Below are 23,925 nucleotides of genomic sequence, written 5' to 3' on the forward strand. Positions count from 1 at the left end.
GCGCGAAGTTCCGCGTGCTGCGCACGCCCCGCATGGGATACCTTCAACGAGATCGAGAATGCCGACCCCGCCATCGTGATCGGCGGTGGCCGCCGGTGCGGTCTTCCTGCCCTTCGCCTATGTCGAGGCCGCCGCCAACATCCTCATCAACCCCGACCTCGGCCCTTTCGGAAAGATCCCCGGGTTCAAACACTCCGCCGCCCGCGTCAGGGCGGCCCACCAGACCCCCGCGGGATGACCGCGACACAAACACACACACACGACAGGAGAGACAGTGATGGCCTACAAGAGCGACATCGAGATAGCGCGGGAGGCGCAAAAGAAGCCGATCCAGGAGATCGGGAACCGTCTGGGGATCCCGGCAGAGCATCTGCTGCCCTACGGGCATGACAAGGCGAAGGTGAGCCAGGCGTTCATCGACGGTGTGCAGGACCGGCCCAACGGCCGGCTGGTGCTGGTGACGGCGATCAACCCGACGCCGGCGGGCGAGGGCAAGACGACGACGACGGTGGGTCTGGGCGACGGGCTGAACGCGATCGGCAAGAACGCGATGGTCTGTATCCGCGAGGCCTCGCTGGGGCCCAATTTCGGGATGAAGGGCGGCGCGGCCGGAGGCGGGCGCGCGCAGGTGGTGCCGATGGAGGACATGAACCTGCATTTCACCGGCGATTTCCACGCCATAACCGCCGCGCACAGCCTGCTGGCGGCGATGATCGACAACCACATCTACTGGGGCAACGAGCTCGACATCGACATCCGCCGCGTGGCCTGGCGGCGCGTCGTGGACATGAACGACCGTGCGCTGCGGCAGGTGACGCTGTCGCTGGGCGGTGTGGCCAACGGCTTCCCGCGCGAGGGAGGCTTCGACATCACCGTGGCCTCGGAGGTCATGGCGATCCTGTGCCTGGCGAAGACCCTCAGGGATCTCGAGGAGCGGCTGGGCGCCATGATCGTGGCCTACCGGCGCGACAAGTCCCCGGTCTATTGCCGCGATATCGGGGCCGAGGGCGCGATGACGGTGCTGCTGAAAGACGCGATGCAGCCCAACCTCGTGCAGACGCTGGAGAACAACCCCGCCTTCGTGCACGGCGGCCCCTTCGCCAACATCGCGCATGGCTGCAACTCGGTCATCGCGACGACCACGGCACTCAAGCTCTGCGACTACGTGGTGACGGAGGCGGGCTTCGGCGCCGACCTTGGTGCCGAGAAGTTCATGAACATCAAGTGCCGCAAGGCGGGGCTCGCGCCGTCTGTGGTGGTTGTGGTGGCGACCGTGCGGGCGATGAAGATGAACGGCGGCGTGGCCAAGGCCGATCTGGGCGCGGAGAACGTAGAGGCGGTGAAGGCGGGCTGCGCCAATCTCGGCCGCCACATCGAGAACGTGAAGGGCTTCGGCGTGCCGGTCGTGGTGGCGATCAACCATTTCGTGACCGATACCGATGCTGAGGTTGCGGCCATCAAGGATTTCGTCGCATCGAAGGGCGCCGAGGCCGTGCTGTCGCGGCACTGGGAGCTGGGCTCGGAAGGCTCGGCGGATCTGGCCCGCAAGGTGGTCGAGGTGGCCGAGAAGGGCGAGGCTGAGTTCCGGACGCTCTATTCCGACGAGATGGGGCTCGCCGAGAAGATCGAGACCATCGCCAGACGCATCTACCGCGCCGAGACGGTGACCATCCCGGCGCCGATTCGCGCGCAGCTGAAGGCCTGGGAGGCGCAGGGCTATGGCAGCCTGCCGGTCTGCATGGCCAAGACGCAGTATTCCTTCACCACCGATCCGCACCGGCGCGGCGCGCCGGAAGGCTTCGACATCCCGGTGCGGGAGGTGCGGATCTCCGCGGGTGCGGGCTTCGTCGTCGCGATCTGCGGCGAGATCATGACCATGCCCGGACTGCCGAAGGCGCCGGCGGCGCAGAACATCCGCCTTAACTCGGAAGGCCAGATCGAGGGCCTGTTCTAGGGTGGTCTCGCCGCGGCGCGCGGACGCGGCCAGCCGCGTTCGCGCGCCGGGCGGCAACGGAAAACGAAGACGGGCGCGGCCCGTGCAGGGCAGGCGCAGGGAGACGGACATGACAGCGACGATCCTCGACGGAAAGGCCTTCGCGGCCCGGGTGCGGGACAGTGTGGCGGCCCATGTCGCGCGGCTGACGGAGGAGAAGGGGATCACCCCGGGCCTTGCGGTCGTTCTGGTGGGCAAGGACCCGGCGAGCCAGGTCTACGTGACCTCCAAGGGGAAGATGACGTTGGAGGTCGGCATGGCCTCCTTCGAGCACCGGCTGGCGGAGGACAGCTCCGAGCAGGAGTTGCTGGGGCTGATCGACCGGCTGAACGCGGATCCGGCGGTGCATGGGATCCTCGTGCAGCTGCCGCTGCCGGAACATCTTGATCCGGACCTGGTGATCAACGCGATCGACCCGGCCAAGGACGTGGACGGGTTCCACGTCTCGAATGTGGGGCTGCTGGGCACGGGGCAGAAAGGCATGGTGCCCTGCACGCCGCTGGGCTGCCTGATGATGCTGCGGGACCATCACGGGTCTCTGACGGGGAAGGAGGCGGTGGTGATCGGACGGTCCAACATCGTCGGCAAGCCGATGGCGCAACTGCTGCTGGGCGAGAGTTGCACCGTGACGACCGCGCATTCGCGCACGCGGGATCTTTCGGAGGTGGTGCGCCGCGCCGATATCCTGGTGGCGGCGGTGGGCCGGCCCGAGATGGTTCCGGGCGACTGGATCAAGCCGGGCGCCACGGTGATCGACGTGGGCATCAACCGCGTGGCGGCGCCCGAGAAGGGCGAGGGCAGGACCCGGCTCGTCGGCGATTGCCATTATGAGAGCTGCGCCGCGGTCGCGGGCGCCATCACGCCCGTGCCGGGCGGCGTCGGCCCGATGACCATCGCCTGTCTGCTTGCCAACACACTCACCGCCTGCTGCCGCGCAAACGCCCTGCCCGAGCCCGAAGGGATGATCCCGTGAACGTGGCGCTGCACGATCCGCGCCTTCTTCTGGGCAAGCCGGTCCGCGAGCGGATCCTGTCCGAGGTGTCGGCCTATGTGAACCGGGCCGGACGGATCGGCAGGCTGGTTTCGATCTCGATCGGCAACGTGCCCGAGATCATGGTCTATGTACGCAACCAGGCGCGGGCTGCGGCCGCAGTCGGGCTGCCCTTCGACCAGCAACTCTGGAGCCCGGACATCACGCAGGACGCGTGCAAGGCGCTGATCCACGAGATGAACGACGATCCGGACGTCCTGGGCATCATCCTGCAGCGCCCTGTGCCGGGGCATATCAACGTGCGCTCGCTGCAATCCGCCATCCATCCCCTCAAGGACGTGGAGGGCATGAATCCCGCCTCGATCGGCAATATCGTCTACAACGACGTGGCCATGGCGCCCTGCACGGCCGCGGCGGCGGTCGAGCTGATCCGGTCCACCGGCCTCGCGATGCAGGGGCTGGAGGTCGTCATGGTCGGGCATTCCGAGATCGTGGGCAAACCTGCCGCCAACATGCTGATGGCCGAGGGCGCGACCGTGACCGTCTGCCATCACATGACGCGCTCGGTCGCGATGCATTCGCGGCGCGCGGACGTGGTGATCGTGGCGGTGGGCAAGCCGCATCTCATCGGCGCGGACATGGTCAAGCCGGGCGCGGTGGTGGTCGATATCGGGATCAACCAGGTCACCGCGGCGGATGGAAAGATCGACATCGTGGGAGATGTCGACACCGACGCCGTCAGGGAGGTCGCGGGCTGGATCACGCCGGTGCCGGGCGGGGTCGGGCCTGTCACGGTGGCGATCCTTTTCCGCAATGCCATGCGCGCCCATGAACGTCAGCAGGCGGCGGGCTGGATCGGCTGATGGCGGAGCAGGGCGGCAGAGCGCGCGTGTTCCGGCACCTTCTGTGCAACACCGATCTTGCGCGGGATATCGGTCAGGGATATTCTTTAAAATAAATAAAAATTCCTGAAATTCAAATGCCGGAGGGGATGCATGCTGGAAACACGATACCCGGACGTGGTGCCGGGTCCGCCGAAACCGAGCACGATCGTGCAGCCGCGGCTCTTCTCCTTGCCGCCCGGAACGGAGCGGTATGTCGTCGAAGGCGCGGGCGCAATCCTTGTCCGGCTGGAGGCAGGCGACCGGCTTGAGGTCGAGAACACCGAAGGCGGCCAGCCGTGCGAGATCGTCTGCGCCGATACCGCCGGGCACTTCGATCCCGGCCTGATCGGTGCGACGGAGCAGGGGGCGCCGACCGGCCTTCAGGCGCTTCTGACCTCGGACGACCGGTCGCTGCGCAGCTTGCGCATGGGGCTCGAGGCACGCGGTCTGGACCTGTCGAAAGCCCGGGCGGTGCATCTCTTCGGCCGCGAAACCCCCGCCAGAACCTCGGAAAGCTTCACCGTCACGCGCGAGGGTGTCGCCATCATCGCCGCCCCCGGCGGGATCATGGATTTCGAGACCCAGGACACCGCGACACCGCTGACCGTTCATGTCCGCCGCGCGACGATCCGGAACGTCGCGCGGTTCGAGCTGCCCGATCCGCTGGCCGATCCGGTGGCGGATATCCGGGTGCATTCGGCAACGGCGGAGGCCTATTTCGTCAAGGCCGGCGACTATATCCAGATCCTCGATGTCGATGGCCGGCAATGCACGGATTTCCAGTGCTTCGCCGCGCGCAAGCTCGACCAGGGGATCGAGCATGCGCTCGACGTGACCACCACGCGCACGCTCATGGAACGCGCCTACCCGATGCCGGGGCTGCACGCGAAATACTACGACCAGGACATGCTGCCGCTGGTCGAGGTCATTCAGGATACCTGCGGGCGGCACGATGCCTTCGCCCTGGCCTGTTCGGCGAAGTATTACGACGATATCGGCTATCCCGGCCACGTGAACTGCTCGGACAACTTCAACGCCGCGCTGGCGCCGCACGGGGTTACGGGGCGCAAGGGCTGGATGGCCATCAACTTCTTCTTCAACACCGGGCTCGACGAGCATGGCGTGATGTATTCCGACGAACCGTGGTCGCGGCCCGGAGACTACGTCCTCCTGCGCGCGCTGACCGATCTGGTCTGCGTCAGTTCCGCCTGCCCGGACGACACGACGGCCGCCAATGGCTGGAACCCCACCGACATTCACGTGCGCACATACAGCGGACAGGAAAAGTTTTCACGGGCGGTCGCATACCGGCCCACCCCCGACGCGGAAGCGAAGATGACCAAGGAAACAGGCTTTCACGACCGGTTCGCCCGGTTCACCGAGAATTTCGTGGAGTATAACGGCTTCTGGCTGGCCGGTTCCATGGCGACGGCCGGGCCGATCCAGGAATACCATGCCTGCCGCGAGAAATGCGTCGTGCTCGACCTGAGTGCGCTGCGCAAGTTCGAGATCACCGGCCCGGACAGCGAGGCGCTCTGCCAGTACGTCTTCACCCGCAACATGAAGACGCTGCCGGTCGGCGGCGTGGTCTATACCGCGATGTGCTATCCGCATGGCGGCATGATCGACGACGGAACCGTCTTCCGGCTCGGTCAGGACAATTTCCGCTGGATCGGCGGCTCCGACTACGGCGGCGAATGGATCCGGGAAAAGGCCGAGGAGCTGGGCCTCAAGGTGCTCGTGCGCTCCTCCACCGACATGCAGCACAACATTGCCGTGCAGGGACCGGAGAGCCGGGACCTGCTGAAGAAGATCATCTGGACCGCGCCGCACCAGCCGAATTTCGAGGACCTCGTCTGGTTCCGCTTCACGCCTGCGCGGATCGGGGACGATCAGGGCATTCCGGTGGTGGTCAGCCGCACCGGCTATACCGGAGAACTCGGTTACGAGATCTTCTGCCATCCCAAGCACGCGGGCGAGGTTTTCGACGCCGTATGGGAGGCCGGCAAGGATCACGGGCTGACCCCCATGGGGCTCGAGGCGCTCGACATGGTGCGGATCGAGGCGGGGCTGATCTTTGCGGGCTACGATTTTTCCGACCAGACGGATCCTTTCGAGGCCGGCATCGGCTTCACCGTGCCGCTCAAATCGAAGATGGACGACTTCATCGGTCGCGAGGCGCTGATCCGGCGCAAGGAGCATCCGGCGCGAAAGATGGTGGGGCTGGATATCGACAGCAAGGTCGCGGTGGGCCACGGCGATTGCGTGCATATCGGCCGCGCGCAGATCGGAGAGGTGACGTCCTCCATGCGCTCGCCCATCCTCGGCAGGAACATCGCGTTGGCGCGGGTGGACGTCGCCCATCACGAGGTCGGTACGCAGGTGGAAATCGGCAAGCTCGACGGCCACCAGAAGCGACTGCCGGCCACCATCGTGCCGCTGTCGCATTACGACCCCCAGAAGACGCGGCCGCGGTCTTGATCCCCGTCAAGGCCCCGCACCACCCGGTCCGGAAAGCCTAGGGCATGCAATCCGCGCTGGCCGCCATCGGCGGCGAGGCCATGCTCCGCGACCTTGTCGATGCCTTCCATGACCGGATAGAGACCGCTCCGAAGGGCTGTCCCCTGCACCGGCTCCATTTCCGCGGCCATGGGCCGGACCACTCATGGCAGGCGCAGTTCGAGTTCCTGTCCGGATTCCTTGGCGGGCGGGCCCATTACCGGGAACGCGCCGGCCAGATGACCCGCACGAAATCCACGGCCATGCGCCGTTTCGGGAGGCAGACGCGCTGCTCCGGCTCGACACGTTCGACGTGACGGTGGACGCGTGCGGCCTGCAGGGCGACGCGGTCGACAAGGTCCGCGCGATCTTGCGGCGCGCTGCCCTCATGCTGGTCGATGACATGCGGGGCCAGGCGCCGTGAGGCGGCGCCTGGCCCGGCAGCGGGACGTGGATATCCGCGACATTTGGTGCCCGTCGCGGCGGTGCCGAAGGGGTCGCCGGCAAGCCGCAGCGCCGCATTGCGTTCATTGCGGTCCAGCAGGGAGGCGGGATAGCCGCCGGTCGCACGGGCGGGCTCAAGCGGCTTCGAAGCCGCTTGACGGCCCTGCGTCCGGTTCAGATGTCGAGGGTGTGTTCGCGTTCCCAGTGGCTGAAATGCGTGACGAAGGAGTTCCATTCCTGCATCTTCATCTTGATGTAGGAGGCAGAGAACGCCTCGCCCATGACCGCCTTGAGGGCCTTGTCCCGGTCGTATTCACGGAGCGCGTCGAGCATGTTGAGAGGCAGCTTCGGCGCGCCCCGGACCTTGTCGCCCTCGGCATACATGTCGATGTCGTGGCGCTTGCCGGGATCGGCCTTGGAGCGGATGCCGGAGAGGCCCGCGGCGATGATGACGGCCTGCAGCAGATAGGGGTTGGCGGCGCCGTCGGGCAGGCGCAGCTCGAACCGGCCGGGGCCCGGCACGCGGACCATGTGGGTGCGGTTGTTGCCCGTCCAGGTCACGGAGTTGGGGGCCCATGTGGCGCCCGACAGGGTGCGCGGCGCGTTGATACGCTTGTAGCTGTTGACGGTGGGGTTGGTGATGGCGGCGAGCGCGCTGGCATGCTTCATGATGCCGCCGAGGAAATGCTTTCCGCGTTCCGAGAGGCCGACCTCGCCGGTGGGGCCGTCGCCCGCGCCGGCGAAGACGTTGGTGGTGGCGGCGGTGCCCGGCGCGTCCCAGACCGAGACGTGGGCGTGGCAGCCGTTACCGGTCAGCCCCTCGACGGGCTTGGGCATGAAGGTGGCGCGCAGCCCGTGCTTCTCGGCCACCGACTTGACCATGAACTTGAAGAAGGAATGCTTGTCGGCGGTGCGCAGCACGTCGTCGAAATCCCAGTTCATCTCGAACTGGCCGTTGGCGTCCTCGTGGTCGGTCTGATAGGGGTTCCAGCCCATCTCCTGCATGTAGTCGCAGATCTCGGCGACCACGTCGTAGCGGCGCATCACTGCCTGCTGGTCGTAGCAGGGCTTGGCGGCGGTGTCGTAGGGATCGGAGATCCGGTCGCCCTCGAGGGTGAGCAGGAAGAACTCCGCCTCGATCCCGGTCTTGACATGCAGCCCCTCGGCGGCGGCCTCGGCGATCAGGCGGCGCAGCACGTTGCGCGGGGCCTGTTCGACGTCGCGACCCTCCATGACGCAATTGGCGGCGACCCAGGCGACCTCGGGTTTCCAGGGCAGCTGGGTGACCGAGGCCGGGTCGGGCACCGCCAGCATGTCGGGATGCGCGGGCGTCATGTCGAGCCAGGTGGCGAAGCCGGCGAAGCCCGCGCCGTCGGCTTGCATGTCGGCAATGGCCTGGGCCGGGACCAGCTTGGCGCGCTGGCCGCCGAAGAGGTCGGTGAAGGAGATCATGAAATACTTCACGTCGCGCGCGCGGGCGAATTCCGCGAGGTCGATCGTCATGTCCTGTTCCCTGTTGTGCATCTGCATGATGTCTGTTCCCTTGTTGTGTCGTGTCGCAAACGGAAGGGGCGCGGACCTCTCCCGGCCGCGCCCCGCTTGCCCGTCAGAACGCGGCGCCGGTCTTGCCCGGCCACCAGTCGGTGCCGGCGAGCGGCACCTGCGCCATGGCCGCCGCCTCCATGGTCAGTGCGCAGAGATCCTCCGGTTCGAGGTTGCGCAGGTCGTTGTGGCCGCAGGCCCGCGCGATGGTCTGCGCCTCCAGCGTCATCACGTTGAGATAGTTGCGCAGCCGCCGGCCGGCATCGACCGGGTCGAGCCGCGCGGCGAGTTCCGGGTCCTGGGTGGTGATGCCCGCCGGATCCCGCCCCTCGTGCCAGTCGTCATAGGCGCCGGCGGTGGTGCCGAGCTTGCGGTACTCCTCTTCCCAGCGCGGGTCGTTGTCGCCGAGCGCCACCAGCGCCGCGGTGCCGATGGCCACCGCGTCGGCGCCGAGCGCCAGCGCCTTGGCCACGTCGGCGCCGCTGCGGATGCCGCCCGAGACGATGAGCTGGACCTCCCGGTGCATCCCCAGATCCTGCAGCGCCTGCACGGCGGGGCGGATGCAGGCGAGCGTCGGCAGGCCCACATGCTCGATGAAGACCTCCTGCGTCGCCGCGGTACCGCCCTGCATCCCGTCGAGCACGACCACGTCGGCGCCCGCCTTCACCGCCAGCGCCACGTCGTAATAGGGCCGCGTGCCGCCCAGCTTGACGTAGATCGGCTTCTCCCAGCCGGTGATCTCGCGCAGCTCCAGGATCTTGATCTCCAGGTCGTCCGGCCCGGTCCAGTCCGGGTGCCGGCAGGCGGAGCGCTGGTCGATCCCCTTGGGCAGGGTGCGCATCTCGGCGACGCGGTCGGAGATCTTCTGGCCCAGCAGCATGCCGCCGCCGCCGGGCTTGGCGCCCTGGCCCACGACGATCTCGACGGCGTCGGCGCGGCGCAGGTCGTCGGGGTTCATGCCATAGCGCGAGGGCAGGTACTGGTAGACGAGCTTGGTGGAATGGCCGCGCTCCTCGGGGGTCATGCCGCCGTCGCCGGTGGTGGTGGAGGTGCCGGCGAGCGAGGCGCCGCGGCCCAGCGCCTCCTTGGCGGGTCCGGAGAGCGCGCCGAAGGACATGCCGGCGATGGTGATGGGTATGTCGAGCTCTATGGGCTTCTTCGCGAAGCGCGTTCCGAGCGTCACCTTCGTGTTGCAGCGCTCGCGATAGCCCTCGAGCGGGTAGCGCGAGACCGAAGCGCCGAGAAAGAGCAGGTCGTCGAAATGCGGCACACGCCGCTTCGCGCCGCCGCCGCGAATGTCGTAGATGCCGGTCGCCGCGGCGCGGCGGATCTCGGCATTGATCGGGTTGGAGAAGGTCGCCGACTGGATCGGGACCGTCTGCGGGGGGCCGTTCTCCTCGAGATCTTTCATCGCTTGGGTCCTCAATAGGCGTTGTCGACTTTGAACGTGTAGAGCTGCCGGGCCGAGCCGTAGCGGCGGAACTCCTCGGGCCTGGCGTTGCAGCCGCCACGCTCCAGCAGATCGCCCAGGATCTTCAGGTGCTCGGGCCGCATCTCCTTCTCGATGCAGTCCGCGCCGAGAGACCTGACCGAGCCGCGGATGAAGAGCCGCGCCTCGTAAATGGAATCGCCCAGCGCCTCGCCCGCGTCGCCGCAGACCACGAGGTTGCCCGACTGCGCCATGAAGGCCGACATGTGGCCCACGTTGCCATGCACGACGATGTCGATGCCCTTCATCGAGATCCCGCAGCGCGAGGCGGCGTTGCCCTTGATGACAAGCGTGCCGCCGCGCCCGGTGGCGCCGGCGTATTGCGACGCGTCGCCCTCGATCACCACGGTGCCGGACATCATGTTCTCCGCCACGCCGGGGCCGGCGGAGCCCATCACGCGCACGGTCGCCTGCTTGTTCATGCCGGCGCAGTAATAGCCCGTCGAGCCCTTCACCGCGACTTCGATGGGCGCGTCGAGCCCGACCGCGATGGCGTGGCTGCCGCGCGGGTTGATCACTTCCCAGCGGGTCTGGTTGGTCTCGGCGCTCTGGGCATGCAGCGCGGCGTTCAGACCCCGCAGCCCCTCGGCTTCCAGATCATAGGTCTGCATTCACGCGGCCCTCTTGTCGGTGCTGTCGGTTGTCTCGTGCGTCCAGAAATAGACGGTGGCGGGCTCGGGCTCCCACACTTTCGCCTCGTCGATGCCGGGCAGGTTCACCAGCGCCCGGTATTCCGAACCGAAGGCGACGTAGCGCTCGGTCTCGGCCATCACCGCGGGCTTGCAGGCGATGGGGTCGCGCACCACGCCGAAGCCGTCCTTGGTGCCCACCACGAAGGTGAAGAACCCGTCGAGATCGTCGAGCGCGCGCTCCAGCGCCGCGCCCAGCGTGGCGCCGCGGCGCATCTGCCAGGTCAGGTAGGCGGCGGCCACCTCGCTGTCGTTCATCGTCTCGATGCGCAGCCCCTCGCGCTGCAGGCGGCGGCGCAGGGTGTTGGGGTTGGAGAGCGACCCGTTATGCACGAGGCACTGGTCGGGCCCGGTGTTGAACGGGTGCGCGCCCAGCGTCGTGACGGCGGATTCGGTGGCCATGCGGGTGTGCCCGATGCCGTGGCTGCCGGCCATGGAGGCGATGTCGAAGCGCGTCGCCACGTCCGCGGGCAGGCCCACCTCCTTGTAGATCTCCAGCGTGTCGCCCACCGACATCACCCGGAGCGCGGGGTCGAGCGCGGCCAGGGCCGCGCGCGCCGCCTCCTCCTGCCCGCGCGCGACCCGCAGCACCGCGTGGCTGTCGCGCCGCGTCACCGCGACGGGCCCGCCCAGCGCCGCGCCGAGCCGCGCCTCCAGCCCCTCGAAGGCCGTGTCGGGCGCGTCGGACTGTACCACGAGCCTGGCCCGCGCCGCGTCCTCGGCGCCGTAGATCGCGATCCCCGCGCTGTCGGGCCCGCGATCCGTCATCGTCACCAGCATCTCCGCCAGCAACGCCCCCAGCCGCGGCTGCAGTGCTCTGTCTTTCAGGAACAACCCAACGATCCCGCACATCCCGTCCGCTCCTTTCCGATTCTGCCTCGTGGCTCATTCCGCCACCTAGCACGCGACATGCGTCATATCAACTCACAAGAAAATAATTTTACTCCTAGGTAATGTTGCCCATGAATCATTCCGGGGCGATGTGGCCGGAGCGCTTCGGTGGCACACGGCATGAGCGCGACCGTGCGCTGCGCCCGGGGCTGCGCGGAGCGCGGCTCCGTCCCGCCGGGCCCGGTTTGCCCGGCGGAGGCCCCGGCCTCAGACCGAGGCAGGCGCAACCTCCGGCGCCAACGGGAAACACGCGCGGCCCGCCCGCATCGAGACGGAAGAGCCCGGGCTATCCATCTGCGACAGCGCCGGATCCGGGCGGCGCTGACGGTCGACCGGAGTGAACCAATTAAAAACCGCGTGCGCCCGACGCACCGAAGATGGAACCGGTTCGATCGCTGCGTCCGATACCTTGGCACAGCCCTCCGCGGTTGCGCCGGGCCGGCTGGCCGCCCGGTCGGTCGGGCGATTCGCCAGGACGAGCGCGAAAGCCGTCTCGCGGCAGGCGCCGGGCCGCATCGCGCATCTTCCGGTCCCGGCGGCGCAAGACGGGACGCGCAGGAGGCGTCCGGCGATCCTGCCGCGCGGAACGCAATTCGCAAGTGGCGCGTGTATGGAATTGCCAAATAGAAGCAGTAGTTTAACCGCCGAACAAGCGCGGCCTTCCCGCAGGCGGCCCCAAAGACTGGACGAGTGCTTCAACGCCGTCCGCACCCAGAGGACTGAGCCGCTCGAATATCGACATCGGTTTGCCGGATTTGCCGGCAGATCTCGAATCCCTCCGGGGTCTTGCGTCGGCGTGCGGCGCCATGGGGCGAGGGCGCCCGGCGCGACATCTGCACGGTGATGAAAATTCTTGCCTCCTCGCCGCGACTGCACGTCTGAAAGGCGCCGGTCGAGGCAGCGGCCCGATAATTTCCCTGTAGGAAAAAATTATGAACGAAAATGTTGATTTGCGTTCGAGGTTGGGTCTGTATGGGACCAAATGCTCTGAAATGGTCCGATAGAACGAAGAGGGAGGTCATACATGGCGATCATCTACAGAACCTCGGCGCTGGCGCCGCGGCATGCCGAGATCGGCGGAGAACTCGAGGACTGGAACGGCATGGGAACCGCTTGGTTCTACGACCATTCCGACGAGCGGGCGAAGGCGGATTACGAGGCGGTCCGAACAAGGGCGGGTCTCATGGACGTGTCCGGTCTCAAGAAGATCCACCTCGCCGGTCCGCACGCTGCGGCGGTGATCGACCGCGCCACGACGCGCAACGTGGACAAGATCATGCCGGGCCGGGCCGTCTATGCCACGATGCTTGACGACCGCGGGCTCTTCATCGACGACTGCGTGATCTACCGCATCTCGGTCAACGACTGGCTGCTGGTGCATGGCACGGGCACGGGGCACGAAAGCCTTGCCATGGCGGCCTACGGCAAGAACGTCTCGATGATCTTCGACGACGATCTGCACGACATGTCGCTGCAGGGCCCGGTCGCCGTCGACCTGCTGGCCAGGCACGTTCCGGGCATCCGGGATCTGGCCTATTTCGGCATAGTGCAGACGAAGCTCTTCGAAAAGCCGGTGATGATCTCCCGCACCGGGTATACCGGGGAGCGGGGCTACGAGATCTTCTGCCAGGGCCGGCACGCGATCGACCTGTGGGATGCGATCCTGGAGGACGGCAAGGACATGGGCGTGCGGCCGGTGCAGTTCTCCACGCTGGATCTGCTGCGGACGGAAAGCTACCTGCTGTTCTATCCCGGCGACAATTCGGAGACCTATCCCTTTCCGGACCAGCCGGCAGGGGATTCGCTGTGGGAGCTGGGTCTCGACTTCACCGTCTCGCCCGGCAAGACGGGTTTCCGCGGGGCGGAGAACCATTACGCGCTGAAGGGCAAGGAGCGGTTCAAGATCTACGGCGTCAAGCTGGAGGGCACCACGCCGGCGGATATGGGGGCCGAGCTGCTGAAGGACGGCGAACCGGTCGGCGTCGTGACCTTCGGCATGCATTCGGAGCTCAACGACCACAATGTCGGCATCGCACGGATGCCGGTGGACTGCGCCAAGCCCGGCACGAAGCTGACCGTGCGCAACGAGGACGGCACGGAGATTCCCTGCGTGGCGGAGGAAATGCCGTTCTACGACAAGGACAAGTCCATCCGCACCGCGAAAGGCTGACGCTTCGGGCGCCGCCCCGCACGGGCGGCGCCTCCCATCCCCGGCTCAGACCCAACGGAGGGACCGCAACGATGTCCAGATTCCAGTTCCCCGAGAGCATTCGCAGCCGTCCCGTCTACGGCACGCTCGCGCCCCGGCCCGGCAAGGCGCATCTGATGATCGCCGACGCGGAAGGGGCCGAGGCGCTGCTCGACCTGCACGCGCAGGATGCCGCCCTCTTCGCGAAGGCGCATGTCATCTACATCCCGAAAGGGACGGGCGAGACCTATGCCGACAAGCTCCGCGCCGCCCGGCCCGCACAGCTGCACGTGGGGCCGAGCTATCCGGCCTCGGTATCCCGGATCCGCCGCGTGCTGTCGGATGCGCACATGGGCCTGCAGGTCTACCTTGCCGGCACCGAGGGGCTGATCGGCCAGGCTCAGAACGAGGCCATGGCCGCGGGCATCCCACATACCGCCATCCAGACCGAGCATCGCGGCTCCGTCGCGCGCCGGATGCAATGCGTGCATTGCAAGGGCATCACGGAGGATGTGACGACCGATCCCTTCACCTGCGCACATTGCGGGCTCAACCTTTTCGTGCGGGATCACTACTCGCGCCGGCTGGCGGCCTTCCAGGGCGTGTGCGTCGATGCCGAGGATCCCGGAAACGTCCCCGAACCCAGGGAGCTTTACTCATGAGCGCAGCGCCCCAGAAAGCCAAGGCCGGCGCCGAGAAGATCGACGTCACTGTCGATGCCATCGTGCGCGTGAACGAACTCGTCACCCGGTTCGAATTCGTGCGCAGCGACGGCCAGCCCTTTCCGCCCTTCTCAGCAGGCGCCCATACGGTGGTGGAGATGCAGGACGGCGACCGCACACGGCTGAACCCCTATTCGCTGATGTCCGATCCGGCCGACACGTCGCGTTACGCGATTTCCGTGCGCCGGGACGACCAAGGGCGTGGAGGATCGCTTTTCCTCCACACCAAGGTCAAGGTCGGCGACCGTATGGTATTGAGCTACCCGGTGAACCTCTTCCCGCTGGATCTCCGCGCGCGCAAGCATGTCTTCATCGCCGGGGGCATCGGGATCACGCCCTTCATGGCGATGATCGCCCAGCTGGAACACATGGGCGGGACGTGGGAGCTGCATTATGCTGCCCGCTCCCGCGCACTGGCCAGCTATGCGGATGATCTCGTCGCCCGGCATCGCAACCGCGTGCATGTCCATTACGACGAAGAGGGCCAGGCCATCGCGCTGGAGGATCTGCTGGATGGCCAGGCGCTCGGCACGCATGTCTATGTCTGCGGACCCAAGGGAATGATCGAATGGGTGCACCGGACGGCGGAGGCGCATGGCTGGCCGGCCGAGAACGTGCACTCGGAGGAGTTTCTGGCGCCCCAGCCGGGCAAGCCCTTCGAGGTCCGGCTCTGCAAGTCCGACATCGTCATAAAGGTCGGCGAAAACGAGAGCCTTCTCGAGGCGATGGAGCGCTGCGGGGTCGATGCGCCCTTCCTCTGCCGCGGCGGCGCCTGCGGGCAGTGCGAGACCGACGTGATCGAGGCCGACGGACGCTTCGATCATCGCGACCACTGGCTGGACGAGGAAGACCACGCCAGCGGCCGGAAGATCATGCCCTGCGTCAGCCGCTTCGTCGGCCCGACGCTCGTTCTGGACAGGTAGGGGAGAAAGCCATGACGATCCAATTCAACAAGGAAACGTTCCGCGACGATTACTCCTTCCGCAACTCGGACTGGGCGATCAGACGCTTCCCGTTCCCGTTCCACGAAGACAGCTACATGTATTCCGTTAACATGGAGCAGCATCGCGGCGGACCCGAAGGGTCGGTCTACGAGAAACGCTTCGACGTGGACGAACACTATGTCTCGGAGATGGAGGACCGTGCCATCGTGCTCGCGGAGGATCCGCTGCGCTGTCAGTCGCTGCCGCACATGACGCTGGCCGGCTGGGACACGCTGGAACTCGTCATGGTGTCCAAGTCAGAGGATTACCCGGAACTGTTCGAGCTGCACCGCGACGGCAACCGCTGGCGCTGGATCAACAAGCCGCTCGGCATCGACCACAGCTTCACCTTCCTCGACGAGACCACGCTGCCCTGCGGGCCGCTGGAATACATCACCCGGCAGGCGCAGGGCGATTACGTTGTGCTCGATCAGCGGGGCGACATGCTCTACATGGACGCGGGCATGGTGACGACGCAGGCCGACTGGAGCCTCGATTTCGACATCGGGATGGATTTCTTCGAGTGGCACGCACCCGTGCCGCTGGCGCACGAGATGGGCATCTTCAAGCGTGCGCTGAAATTCCTGCTCAACATCCAGCAGGGCGCGCCCGCGCGGCGGCTCAACTGGACGATGACGGTGAACCCGCGGCTCGACACCAGCCCCGAGAACTATCACAAATGGGGCGTCCAGAAGACGACGCTCACGCCCGAGAACATCGGCGCCAAGCAGCATCTGCGGGTCGAATTGCAGACCTTCTACCGCCTGCCGCGCTCGAACGCGCTGCTGTTCCCGATCCGCTGCTACCTGATCGCGTTCCAAGACATCGTGACGGTGCCGAAATGGGGCCGCCGCCTGCATCGGGTGATCCGCGACCTGCCGGATGAACTGGCGACCTACAAGGGGTTCATCGCCAACCGGCCGTTGATGCTGGACTATCTCGCCCGGCATGACGACGGTCTGCCCACCTCGCCTGGTGTGTGGCCGGATCTCGACACCGAACCGCCGCTGCAGAAATGAAGGATCGGACCGCGCCGGTCGCGGTCCGTCACAATCAGGCCTTATGCTGCGGATAGCAGATGATCGAGAGGTACCGGATCGGCAGTTCCACCAACCGCTCAGGCCCGTGCGGGGCGTCGGCGTCGAAAAACAGCGTGTCGCCCGGTTCCAGCGGATAGATCGTCTTGCCGTGCAGGTAGTCGACCTTGCCTTCCAGCATGTAGATCATCTCGATCCCGCCATGCTGGAAGGTCTTGAAAGTGTCGGACTCGCTGGTCAGAGTCAGAAGGTAGGGCTCCACGATCACGCCGCTGGAATTGGATCCGATATGGCCCAGCAGGTTGTATTGATGGCCGGCCCGCGTGCCTTCGCGTTCGATCTCCACGCCCTGGCCGGCCTTGGTCAGGATCGCCTCGCGGTTCTCCTCGTAGCCTCGGAAGAACGCGGTCAGGGGAACCGACAGCGCGTTGGCCAGCGTCTGCAGCGTGGTCAGAGACGGCGAGGTGTTGCCGTTCTCGATCTTGGACAGCATGCCGATGGATAGCTCCGTCAGTTTCGACAGTTCGGCCACCGTGATGCCCTGCTGCTTGCGGAAGGCGCGGATCTCCCGCCCGATGGCCACCTCGAGCACCTTCTCGCGGTCCTCCTTGGTCCTGTGCGGGTCCTGCCGGAGCCTGGTCGTTGCAGGGGCATCGGATGCTGTCATATTGGATCCTCGGACTGTTGAAACGTCGGCACTCTGTCGGCAACGCGATGACTCCAGCCAGCATTCCTGTCAATAAATTTTTTTTTCTTGTCAATGAAGGGCGTCCAAGGAGCGCGCGGGAAAAGGGCACATGACGACACGTATAGGCTTCCTCCTGTTTCCCGGTTTCCCGATGGCCTGCCTGACCTCGGTCATCGAGCCCCTGCGCGCGGCGAACGAGATTTCCGGCACGCGGTCCTTTGAATGGCGCCTGATCGCGGAAGGGGAAAGGCGGGTCTTCTCGAGCGCGGGCATTGCCTTCGAGAGCGACGCGGCGTTGGGCGACGGGGAAGACCTCGACTATCTGCTGCTGCTCTCCGCGCCGGGTTCTCGTTTCGTCAATCCGCGCTCCGCCGCGCTTCTGCGCATGCTCGACCGGCACGGTACGACGGTGGGCGCGATCAGCGGCGGGGTTTTTCCGCTTGTCCGCAGCGGAGTGGTGCGCGGCGAGACGCTGTCGGTGCATTGGTGCTACGAGGCGGCTTTCGCGGCGGAATTTCCCGAAATTCGCCGAAGCGACGAGGTGATCGAGGTTTCCGAACGCCGCATCACCGCATCCGGCGCGGCCGCTGCTTTCGACGTCGCGCTGAGGCTGATCGACACCGCGCTCGGACCGGGGGTGGCGGACGAGGTGGCGTGCTGGTTCCAGCACCCGATGATGCGCAAGGCCGGCGTGCGCCAGACCTTGCCGCTGCGCCAGACGGCGGAGTCCGGAAAGGAGCTGTCGCCGCTGGTGGCGCGCGCCATCCGGATCTTTGCCGAGGATCTGGCCGCGCCCGCGACCGTGGCCGATGTCGCGGAGCGGCTCAACATCACGCCGCGGCACCTGGAGCGGAGCTTCAAGCAGGCGACCGGGCAGAACCCCACCGCCTATTTCCGGCATCTGCGGATGCAGGCGGCGCGGCAGATCGTCATGTATACCAATGACAGCATCGCCGACGTGGCCGCGGCGGTGGGCTATGCAAATACCCGCCCCTTCGTCAGACAGTATCGCGATGCGTTCGGCCTGACCCCGCAGGAGGACCGCAAGCGGATCAACCTCTACCGGACGGAAGGCAACCTGCCGGTGCCCTCCGTGTGATCAATGGGCCGACCGCATGGCGGTCATCAGCGCGTGGTGCAGCGACCCCGCGGCCGACCGCGGACCCAGGATCGAGAGGTGCTTGGGCGTCCGGCAGATCAGGAAACAGCCCAGGTGGTCGATGGATGTGCGCACCGCCTCGCCACCGGCGTAGCTGCGGATATCGGCGGGGCAGAGACGCTCCAGAACCTCGGCCAGACCGTCGCCTGTGAGGTCGAACCGGCACCAGGCGTCGGTCTGTTCGGTCACACTGGCGACCCCCTTGGCGCGCCCGGCCAGCTGCGCGGCCAGATCCGGATCGGCGTCATATGGCGCGTCCATCATCCACTGGTCGGGCCCCATCCAGAAGGCCGAGACGGCGCCTCCGCAATGCCGGGCCGGGGCAGGGGGCGGCTCGCCCAGAAGGTCGGTCAGCATCGCGGCCGTCTCGTTTTCCCGTCCGAGCCGTGCCGCGACGGAGGCCAGAGCGCGATCGGTTACCTCGGTCAGGGTCACCGGACCATGGGTTTCGCGGACCGCCTCGGCCCGACCGAGCGGCGTTATCGGTGACAGGTCATGCACGGAGACGTTCCCCCTCTGGATCGACGAAATGAGGGCTGACCACTTCGACATCGTGGTCCTCCCCGGTCAGCGGGCTGACGAGGCGGACGATCTCGCCGATCCGGGCGTCGCCGGATTTCAGGAAACCGATGCCGATATGGCAGCCCAGATTGGGCGAGTAGCAGGCCGAGGTGACGTAGCCCTGGTCATGCGCCGCATCGACCGGCGCGCCCTTCGTCATCAGATGCGCACCGGCCGGCACCTTGTGCGTTGCATCGACCGGCCGGAAGCCCACGAGCTTCAGCGCGTCCGCCTCGTTGAGCCCTTCGCGCTCCGACAGGGTGGAGCCGATAGCGTCCTTCTTCTTCGACACCATCCGCCCCATGCCGAGGTTGAGCGCGGTCGTCGTGCCGTTCAGCTCGTTGCCCGCGGCATGGCCCTTCTCGATGCGCATGACGCCAAGCGCCTCGGTGCCATAGGGCACCACGCCGAACTCCTCGCCCGCCTGCATCATCCGTCGGATCAGCGCGTCGCCGTAGCGCGTCGGCACGGCGATCTCGAAGGCGAGTTCGCCCGAGAACGAAATCCGGAAGAGCCGGGCGCGCAGGCCGCCGCAGACCGTGATCTCGCCGCAGGACATGAAGGGGAAGCCCTCGTTGGAGATGTCGAACTCCGGATCCACGATCTTCTGCAGCAGCTTGCGGGAATTGGGACCCGCCACGGCGAATTGCGCCCAGGCCTCGGTCGTGGAGATGAGCTGCACGTCGAGGTCCGGGAAGAGGCACTGACGCACGAACTCCATGTGACGGTAGACCGGCACGGCGTTGGCGGTCGTGGTGGTGACCACGAAGTGGTCTTCCGCCAGCCGCGCCGCGGTGCCGTCATCCATGGCGATGCCGTCCTCGCGCAGCATCAGCCCGTAGCGGGTCCTGCCGACGGCCAGCTTTGCGAAGCCGTTGCAGTAGATGCGGTTCAGAAACTCCGCCGCATCGGTGCCCTGCACATCCACCTTGCCCAGCGTGGTCACGTCGCAGATGCCGACCGAGTTGCGGGTCTGAAGCACCTCGCGGTCGACGCTCTGACGCCAATGCGTCTCGCCGGGCTTCGGGAACCACTGCGCCCGCAGCCAGAGCCCCACCTCGACGAAGGTCGCGCCCTGTTCCTCGGCCCATTTGTGGCTGGGCGTCTTGCGGACGGGGCGGAAATCCTCGTCGCGCGAGCGGCCGGCCAGAACGCCCAGGGCGGTGGGCGTGTAGGGCGGGCGGAACATGGTGGTGCCCACGCCGGGGATCGACTTGCCGGCGACTTCGGCCATGATGGCCAGCCCGGCCATGTTGGATGTCTTGCCCTGGTCGGTGGCCATGCCCAGCGTGGTGTATCGTTTCAGATGCTCGACCGAGACAAAGTTCTCCTGATGCGCGAGCACCACGTCCTTGGCGGTCACGTCGTTCTGCTGGTCGACCCAGGCCCGCGTCGCGCCGGCGACATGCCAGAAGGCCGTGATCCGCACCGGCGCGTCCTCTGCCTGCGGCAGGTCGGCGGCCGCGGCGGTCATGCCGAGATCGGACAGCGCCTGCCGTGCCGTCTCCGCGCCGGAGGTGAGCGCCGCATGCGTGCTGAACGCGCCCTGCGCCGCGCCCGCGGGGGTCAGGCCCGGGGGCAGGGTGCCCCCCGGCACGAAGGCCGCGATGGCCTCGTCCCAGACCGGCCGGCCGCGCTGGTGGCAGGTCAGGTGCACGTTCGGGTTCCACCCGCCCGAGACACCGAGGGCACCGCACTCGATTTGGCGAAAATCGCCCGTGGCGAGGCGCACAGTGATCCGCTTCAGGCCCAGCCGCCCGGCGGTGTCGGTGACGACGGCGCCCGAGAGCACCTCGTAATCGGGGTTGTCCGGCTGACCTGGGCGGGTGTCGATCACGGCGGCGACCGTCACGCCGCGGGCGTGGAGATCGGCCGCCGTCCTGTGCCCGTCGTCGTTGTTGGTGAAGATCGCCACGCGCTGCGCAGGGCAGACGGCCCAGCGGTTGGCATAGGCCCGCAGCGCGCCGGCCAGCATGATCCCCGGCCGGTCGTTGTTCTGGAAGACGATCGGCCGCTCGGTCGCGCCGGCGGCGAGGATCGCGCGCTTTGAATAGACCCGCCACAGGATCTGGCGCGGCTTGCCGGGCAGGGGCTGGGCAAGGTGGTCGCTGACCCGCTCGACCACGCCGTAGATGCCGTGGTCATAGGCGCCGATCACCGTGCTGCGGGTCATCACCCGCACATTCGGCAGGGTCCGCAGCTCCGCCGCCGCCTGCGCGGCCCAGGTCGCGCCCGTGTCATGGCCGAGCGCGAGGGTTTCGGAATTGAGCCGCCCGCCGGGCAGGAAATCCTCGTCCGCCAGGATCACCCGAGCGCCGGAGCGCCCGGCGGTCAGCGCCGCCGCCAGCCCGGTCGGGCCCGCCCCGATGACCAGCAGATCGCAATGCAGGAAGCCCTTGTCGTAGGCATCGGGGTCCGGGCGATGGCTGAGCGTGCCAAGGCCGGCCGCCTTGCGGATCAGCGGCTCGTAGACCTTTTCCCAGAAGGCTGCGGGCCACATGAAGGTCTTGTAGTAGAAGCCTGCGGCAAGAAAGCCGGACAGCCGGTCGTTGATCGCCATCGCGTCGAACGCGAGTGACGGCCAGCGGTTCTGCGACTGCGCCGTGAGCCCGTCGAAGAGTTCTGTCGTGGTGGCGCGGGTGTTCGGCTCCTGCCGAGCCCCGCTGCGCAGTTCGACGATGGCATTGGGCTCTTCCGACCCGGCGCTCAGCGGGCCGCGCGGGCGGTGATACTTGAAGGAGCGCCCCATCAGCCGCACGCCGTTGGCCAGCAGGGCAGAGGCCAGCGTATCGCCGGCATAGCCCGTGTAGCTGCGCCCGTCGAAGCGGAATTTCAACACCTGACCGCGGTCGATCAGACCGCCGCGCAGCCGCGTGTCGGCCGGGCCGGCGGCCACGCCCGACATGCCCCGCGCGTCGAAGTGCAGCGTGCCCGCGCCGCCGTTCCGGATGTGGGTATCGGTCATCTGGAACGTCCTTCCCGGCGGGCCACGTCGCGGGCCAGCTCGACAGATGTGATCTCGTGCGTGGTGGTGTCGCGCGTCACCACGAGCCAGGAGCGGTCGCCCTGTTCGTGGAACCACAGCTCGCGGTGCGGGCCGGCCGGGTTGTCGCGCAGATATCCGTACTCGACGAACTGCGCCAGCGCGCCCTCGGCCTGCCAATCGGGCCGGTGGATGAGCGCGGCGTCGCCCTTGTAGACGAATTCAGCGGCGTCGCGCGGCCCGAGAAGGGGATGGTCGATCAGCATGTCGGGATCCTCTCAGTGCAGGTTGGGCTGGTTGCCCATGCCCTTCTCGTCGATCATCCGCCCCGCGGCGAAACGGTCGAACCGGTAGGCGGCCGCGGTTTCGTGCGGCCGGTCGGTGGCCAGCAGATGCGCATAGGCAAAGCCCGAGGCCGGCGTCGCCTTGAAGCCGCCATAGCACCAGCCGCCGTTGAAATAGAGCCCCTCGACATGGGTGCGGTCGATGATGGGCGAGCCGTCCATCGACATGTCCATGATCCCGCCCCAGCTGCGCAGCAGCCTCGCGCGCCCGAGATTGGGGAAGATGGCCATGCCGCCCTCGCAGACATCCTCCACCACCGGCAGGTTCCCCCGCTGGGCATAGGAATTGTAGCCATCGATATCGCCGCCGAAGACGAGCCCGCCCTTGTCGGACTGGCTGCAATAGAAATGACCCGCGCCGAAGGTGATGACCCCCGGCAGCAGCGGCTTCAGCGCCTCCGACACGAAGGCCTGGAGCACATGGCTTTCGATCGGCAGGCGGATCCCCGCCTTCGCCATCAGCCGCGACGACGAGCCAGCGACGCAGGCCGCGACCTTGCCGGCGCCGATGAAGCCGCGCGTTGTTTCCACGCCCCTGCACCTGCCGTTCTCGATCCGGAAGCCTGTGACCTCGCAATTCTGGACGATGTCGACCCCGCGCCGATCGGCGGCACGGGCATAGCCCCAGGCGACGGCGTCGTGCCGCACCGTGCCGCCGCGATGCTGCGCCAGCCCCCCCTTGATCGGGAAGCGGGCATTGTCGACGTTCAGGAACGGGTAGCGATCCCGGATCTGGCGGGTCGTCAGAAGCTCTGCATCGGCGCCGTTCAGAAGCATGGCATTGCCGCGGCGGATGAAGGCGTCCCGCTGCGAGTCCGAGTGGAACAGGTTCAGGATGCCGCGCTGGCTGACCATCGCGTTGTAGTTCAGCTCCTGCTCCAGCCCTTCCCATAATTTCAGCGAGAATTCGTAGAACGGCTCGTTGCCGTCCAGCAGGTAGTTGGAGCGGATGATGGTCGTGTTGCGGCCAACATTGCCGCCACCGATCCAGCCCTTCTCCAGCACCGCGATCCGCGCCTGCCGGAACTCCTTGGCGAGGTAATATGCCGTGGCCAGCCCATGCCCGCCGCCGCCGATGATCACGTAGTCATATTGCGCCCTGGGGTCCGCGTCGCGCCAGGCCGGGCCCCAGCCCCGATGCCCGGTCAAAGCTTCCCTGATGATCCTGAAACCTGAATAGCCCATCGAATCCGACTCCCTTTGCGCCAGAGTCGCAGGCAAATCGAACCGAGTCGCGGTTCCGTTCGGACATGCTCTTGTCCGGATCGGACATGGCATCGGGTTCGGCCGGAGTTCGCTCGGGGCGACACGGCCTGCCGTTCGTACCCAGCGAGGCGGCGCAGCGTTTCGATCTCGGACACATCGAGTGCCGCGGGGTTGCCCCGGATCGAGGAGGCGAAACGCGCGCGTTCGGCAATCGCCGGTTACTCTGCCGGCGCCTCGGACAGATCCTCGAGCATCGGACTGGCCCGGGCCGAGAGCGGACGGGCCAATGCATCGCTTCCTGCGCCTTCGGTGCCGAGGCCCCGCGCCAGCCAGCGCGACACCGCGTCGATCCGCTCGGGTGACCGGTTTTTCCCGCTGTAGCGGCCTTGCGGTTTACCGTCAGAATCGCCGGCAGCAGACAGTCGCGGATGGCGCCATGCGCGCCCGTCGATGACCGAGGCCAGCCCGTGCACCACGCCGTGCCTGGAGTTGGCGAGCGCGAGGCCGCCGATATGTCTTGCGCGTCGAAGAGTCCCGCCGCCCCGTTAGCATTGCGCCTTCGGCTTTGGGGTGTCAATCGGCGTTCATTCGGGGCTCTGTCTCACTCTCGGTGCAGCCAGTGGGGCAGATTG

General features: G+C 67.0%; 21 protein-coding genes. 11 read left to right on the forward strand and 10 right to left on the reverse strand.

The window, feature by feature from the left end; all coding sequences use genetic code 11:
• Positions 1-85 precede the first annotated feature (85 nt).
• The 6 genes from ACLFOB_RS02880 to ACLFOB_RS02905 all read left to right on the forward strand — a co-directional run bounded on the left by ACLFOB_RS02880 (position 86) and on the right by ACLFOB_RS02905 (position 6,684).
• Complete coding sequence (locus tag ACLFOB_RS02880) at positions 86-238, forward strand: hypothetical protein (protein ID WP_410924773.1); 153 nt, start codon at positions 86-88, stop codon at positions 236-238.
• A 39-nt stretch (positions 239-277) separates the two neighbouring features.
• Positions 278-1,954, forward strand: coding sequence for a formate--tetrahydrofolate ligase (locus ACLFOB_RS02885; protein ID WP_410924775.1), 1,677 nt, complete (start codon positions 278-280; stop codon positions 1,952-1,954).
• Between the two features lie 109 nt (positions 1,955-2,063).
• Complete coding sequence (gene folD / locus ACLFOB_RS02890; protein ID WP_410924777.1) at positions 2,064-2,966, forward strand: bifunctional methylenetetrahydrofolate dehydrogenase/methenyltetrahydrofolate cyclohydrolase FolD; 903 nt, start codon at positions 2,064-2,066, stop codon at positions 2,964-2,966.
• Positions 2,963-3,847 (forward strand): bifunctional 5,10-methylenetetrahydrofolate dehydrogenase/5,10-methenyltetrahydrofolate cyclohydrolase, encoded by an 885-nt coding sequence (locus ACLFOB_RS02895; protein WP_410924779.1) that lies wholly within the window; start codon positions 2,963-2,965, stop codon positions 3,845-3,847. The genes folD and ACLFOB_RS02895 overlap by 4 nt, the downstream gene beginning before the upstream one ends.
• 132 nt (positions 3,848-3,979) lie before the next feature.
• Entirely contained in the window at positions 3,980-6,349 is a 2,370-nt protein-coding gene (gene tdm / locus ACLFOB_RS02900) for a trimethylamine-oxide aldolase Tdm (RefSeq protein ID WP_410924781.1), read from the forward strand.
• 44 nt (positions 6,350-6,393) lie between these two features.
• Positions 6,394-6,684, forward strand: a complete 291-nt coding sequence (locus tag ACLFOB_RS02905) for a hypothetical protein (RefSeq protein ID WP_410924783.1) — start codon at positions 6,394-6,396, stop codon at positions 6,682-6,684.
• Positions 6,685-6,985: 301 nt separating this feature from the next.
• On the opposite strand, the gene glnT is transcribed toward ACLFOB_RS02905, so the two are convergent.
• From glnT to ACLFOB_RS02925, 4 genes are all read right to left on the reverse strand, one after another.
• Positions 6,986-8,314 carry a type III glutamate--ammonia ligase gene (glnT, locus tag ACLFOB_RS02910; protein ID WP_410924785.1) on the reverse strand — a complete coding sequence of 443 codons (1,329 nt, stop codon included), beginning with the start codon at positions 8,312-8,314 and terminating at the stop codon, positions 6,986-6,988.
• Positions 8,315-8,417: 103 nt separating this feature from the next.
• On the reverse strand, positions 8,418-9,764 hold the full coding sequence (locus ACLFOB_RS02915) for an FMN-binding glutamate synthase family protein (protein WP_410924786.1): 1,347 nt from the start codon (positions 9,762-9,764) through the stop codon (positions 8,418-8,420).
• A gap of 11 nt (positions 9,765-9,775) precedes the next feature.
• Positions 9,776-10,453, reverse strand: coding sequence for a protein GlxC (locus ACLFOB_RS02920; protein ID WP_410924788.1), 678 nt, complete (start codon positions 10,451-10,453; stop codon positions 9,776-9,778).
• A complete protein-coding gene (locus tag ACLFOB_RS02925) occupies positions 10,454-11,383 on the reverse strand; it encodes a class II glutamine amidotransferase (RefSeq protein WP_410924790.1) in 930 nt (309 codons plus the stop codon). It lies immediately after the preceding gene.
• Positions 11,384-12,446: 1,063 nt separating this feature from the next.
• Between ACLFOB_RS02925 and ACLFOB_RS02930 the strand changes: the two genes are divergently transcribed.
• The 4 genes from ACLFOB_RS02930 to ACLFOB_RS02945 all read left to right on the forward strand — a co-directional run bounded on the left by ACLFOB_RS02930 (position 12,447) and on the right by ACLFOB_RS02945 (position 16,334).
• Positions 12,447-13,592, forward strand: a complete 1,146-nt coding sequence (locus tag ACLFOB_RS02930; protein WP_410924791.1) for an aminomethyltransferase family protein — start codon at positions 12,447-12,449, stop codon at positions 13,590-13,592.
• Positions 13,593-13,663: 71 nt separating this feature from the next.
• Complete coding sequence (gene dmmA, locus ACLFOB_RS02935; protein ID WP_410924792.1) at positions 13,664-14,272, forward strand: dimethylamine monooxygenase subunit DmmA; 609 nt, start codon at positions 13,664-13,666, stop codon at positions 14,270-14,272.
• A complete protein-coding gene (locus ACLFOB_RS02940; protein WP_410924794.1) occupies positions 14,269-15,255 on the forward strand; it encodes a PDR/VanB family oxidoreductase in 987 nt (328 codons plus the stop codon). The genes dmmA and ACLFOB_RS02940 overlap by 4 nt, the downstream gene beginning before the upstream one ends.
• An 11-nt stretch (positions 15,256-15,266) precedes the next feature.
• The gene (locus ACLFOB_RS02945; RefSeq protein ID WP_410924796.1) at positions 15,267-16,334 is read left to right on the forward strand and encodes a heme-dependent oxidative N-demethylase family protein; all 1,068 of its coding nucleotides are present in this window, start codon (positions 15,267-15,269) and stop codon (positions 16,332-16,334) included.
• Positions 16,335-16,368: 34 nt separating this feature from the next.
• On the opposite strand, the gene ACLFOB_RS02950 is transcribed toward ACLFOB_RS02945, so the two are convergent.
• Positions 16,369-17,019, reverse strand: a complete 651-nt coding sequence (locus tag ACLFOB_RS02950) for a helix-turn-helix domain-containing protein (protein WP_410924797.1) — start codon at positions 17,017-17,019, stop codon at positions 16,369-16,371.
• Between the two features lie 130 nt (positions 17,020-17,149).
• Between ACLFOB_RS02950 and ACLFOB_RS02955 the strand changes: the two genes are divergently transcribed.
• On the forward strand, positions 17,150-18,139 hold the full coding sequence (locus ACLFOB_RS02955) for a GlxA family transcriptional regulator (protein ID WP_410924799.1): 990 nt from the start codon (positions 17,150-17,152) through the stop codon (positions 18,137-18,139).
• On the opposite strand, the gene ACLFOB_RS02960 is transcribed toward ACLFOB_RS02955, so the two are convergent.
• From ACLFOB_RS02960 to ACLFOB_RS02980, 5 genes are all read right to left on the reverse strand, one after another.
• Positions 18,140-18,634: a sarcosine oxidase subunit gamma gene (locus ACLFOB_RS02960; protein ID WP_410924800.1), complete on the reverse strand. Its 495-nt coding sequence runs from the start codon at positions 18,632-18,634 to the stop codon at positions 18,140-18,142. It lies immediately after the preceding gene.
• A gap of 58 nt (positions 18,635-18,692) precedes the next feature.
• Positions 18,693-21,665 carry a sarcosine oxidase subunit alpha family protein gene (locus tag ACLFOB_RS02965; RefSeq protein ID WP_410924805.1) on the reverse strand — a complete coding sequence of 991 codons (2,973 nt, stop codon included), beginning with the start codon at positions 21,663-21,665 and terminating at the stop codon, positions 18,693-18,695.
• A 56-nt stretch (positions 21,666-21,721) separates the two neighbouring features.
• Positions 21,722-22,009 carry a sarcosine oxidase subunit delta gene (locus ACLFOB_RS02970; protein ID WP_410924801.1) on the reverse strand — a complete coding sequence of 96 codons (288 nt, stop codon included), beginning with the start codon at positions 22,007-22,009 and terminating at the stop codon, positions 21,722-21,724.
• A gap of 12 nt (positions 22,010-22,021) precedes the next feature.
• A complete protein-coding gene (locus tag ACLFOB_RS02975) occupies positions 22,022-23,272 on the reverse strand; it encodes a sarcosine oxidase subunit beta family protein (RefSeq protein ID WP_410924803.1) in 1,251 nt (416 codons plus the stop codon).
• A 239-nt stretch (positions 23,273-23,511) separates the two neighbouring features.
• The gene (locus ACLFOB_RS02980; protein WP_410924804.1) at positions 23,512-23,766 is read right to left on the reverse strand and encodes a hypothetical protein; all 255 of its coding nucleotides are present in this window, start codon (positions 23,764-23,766) and stop codon (positions 23,512-23,514) included.
• Positions 23,767-23,925: the final 159 nt, after the last annotated feature.

Source organism: Rhodosalinus sp., from assembly GCF_046542825.1.
Taxonomy (GTDB): Bacteria; Pseudomonadota; Alphaproteobacteria; order Rhodobacterales; family Rhodobacteraceae; genus Rhodosalinus.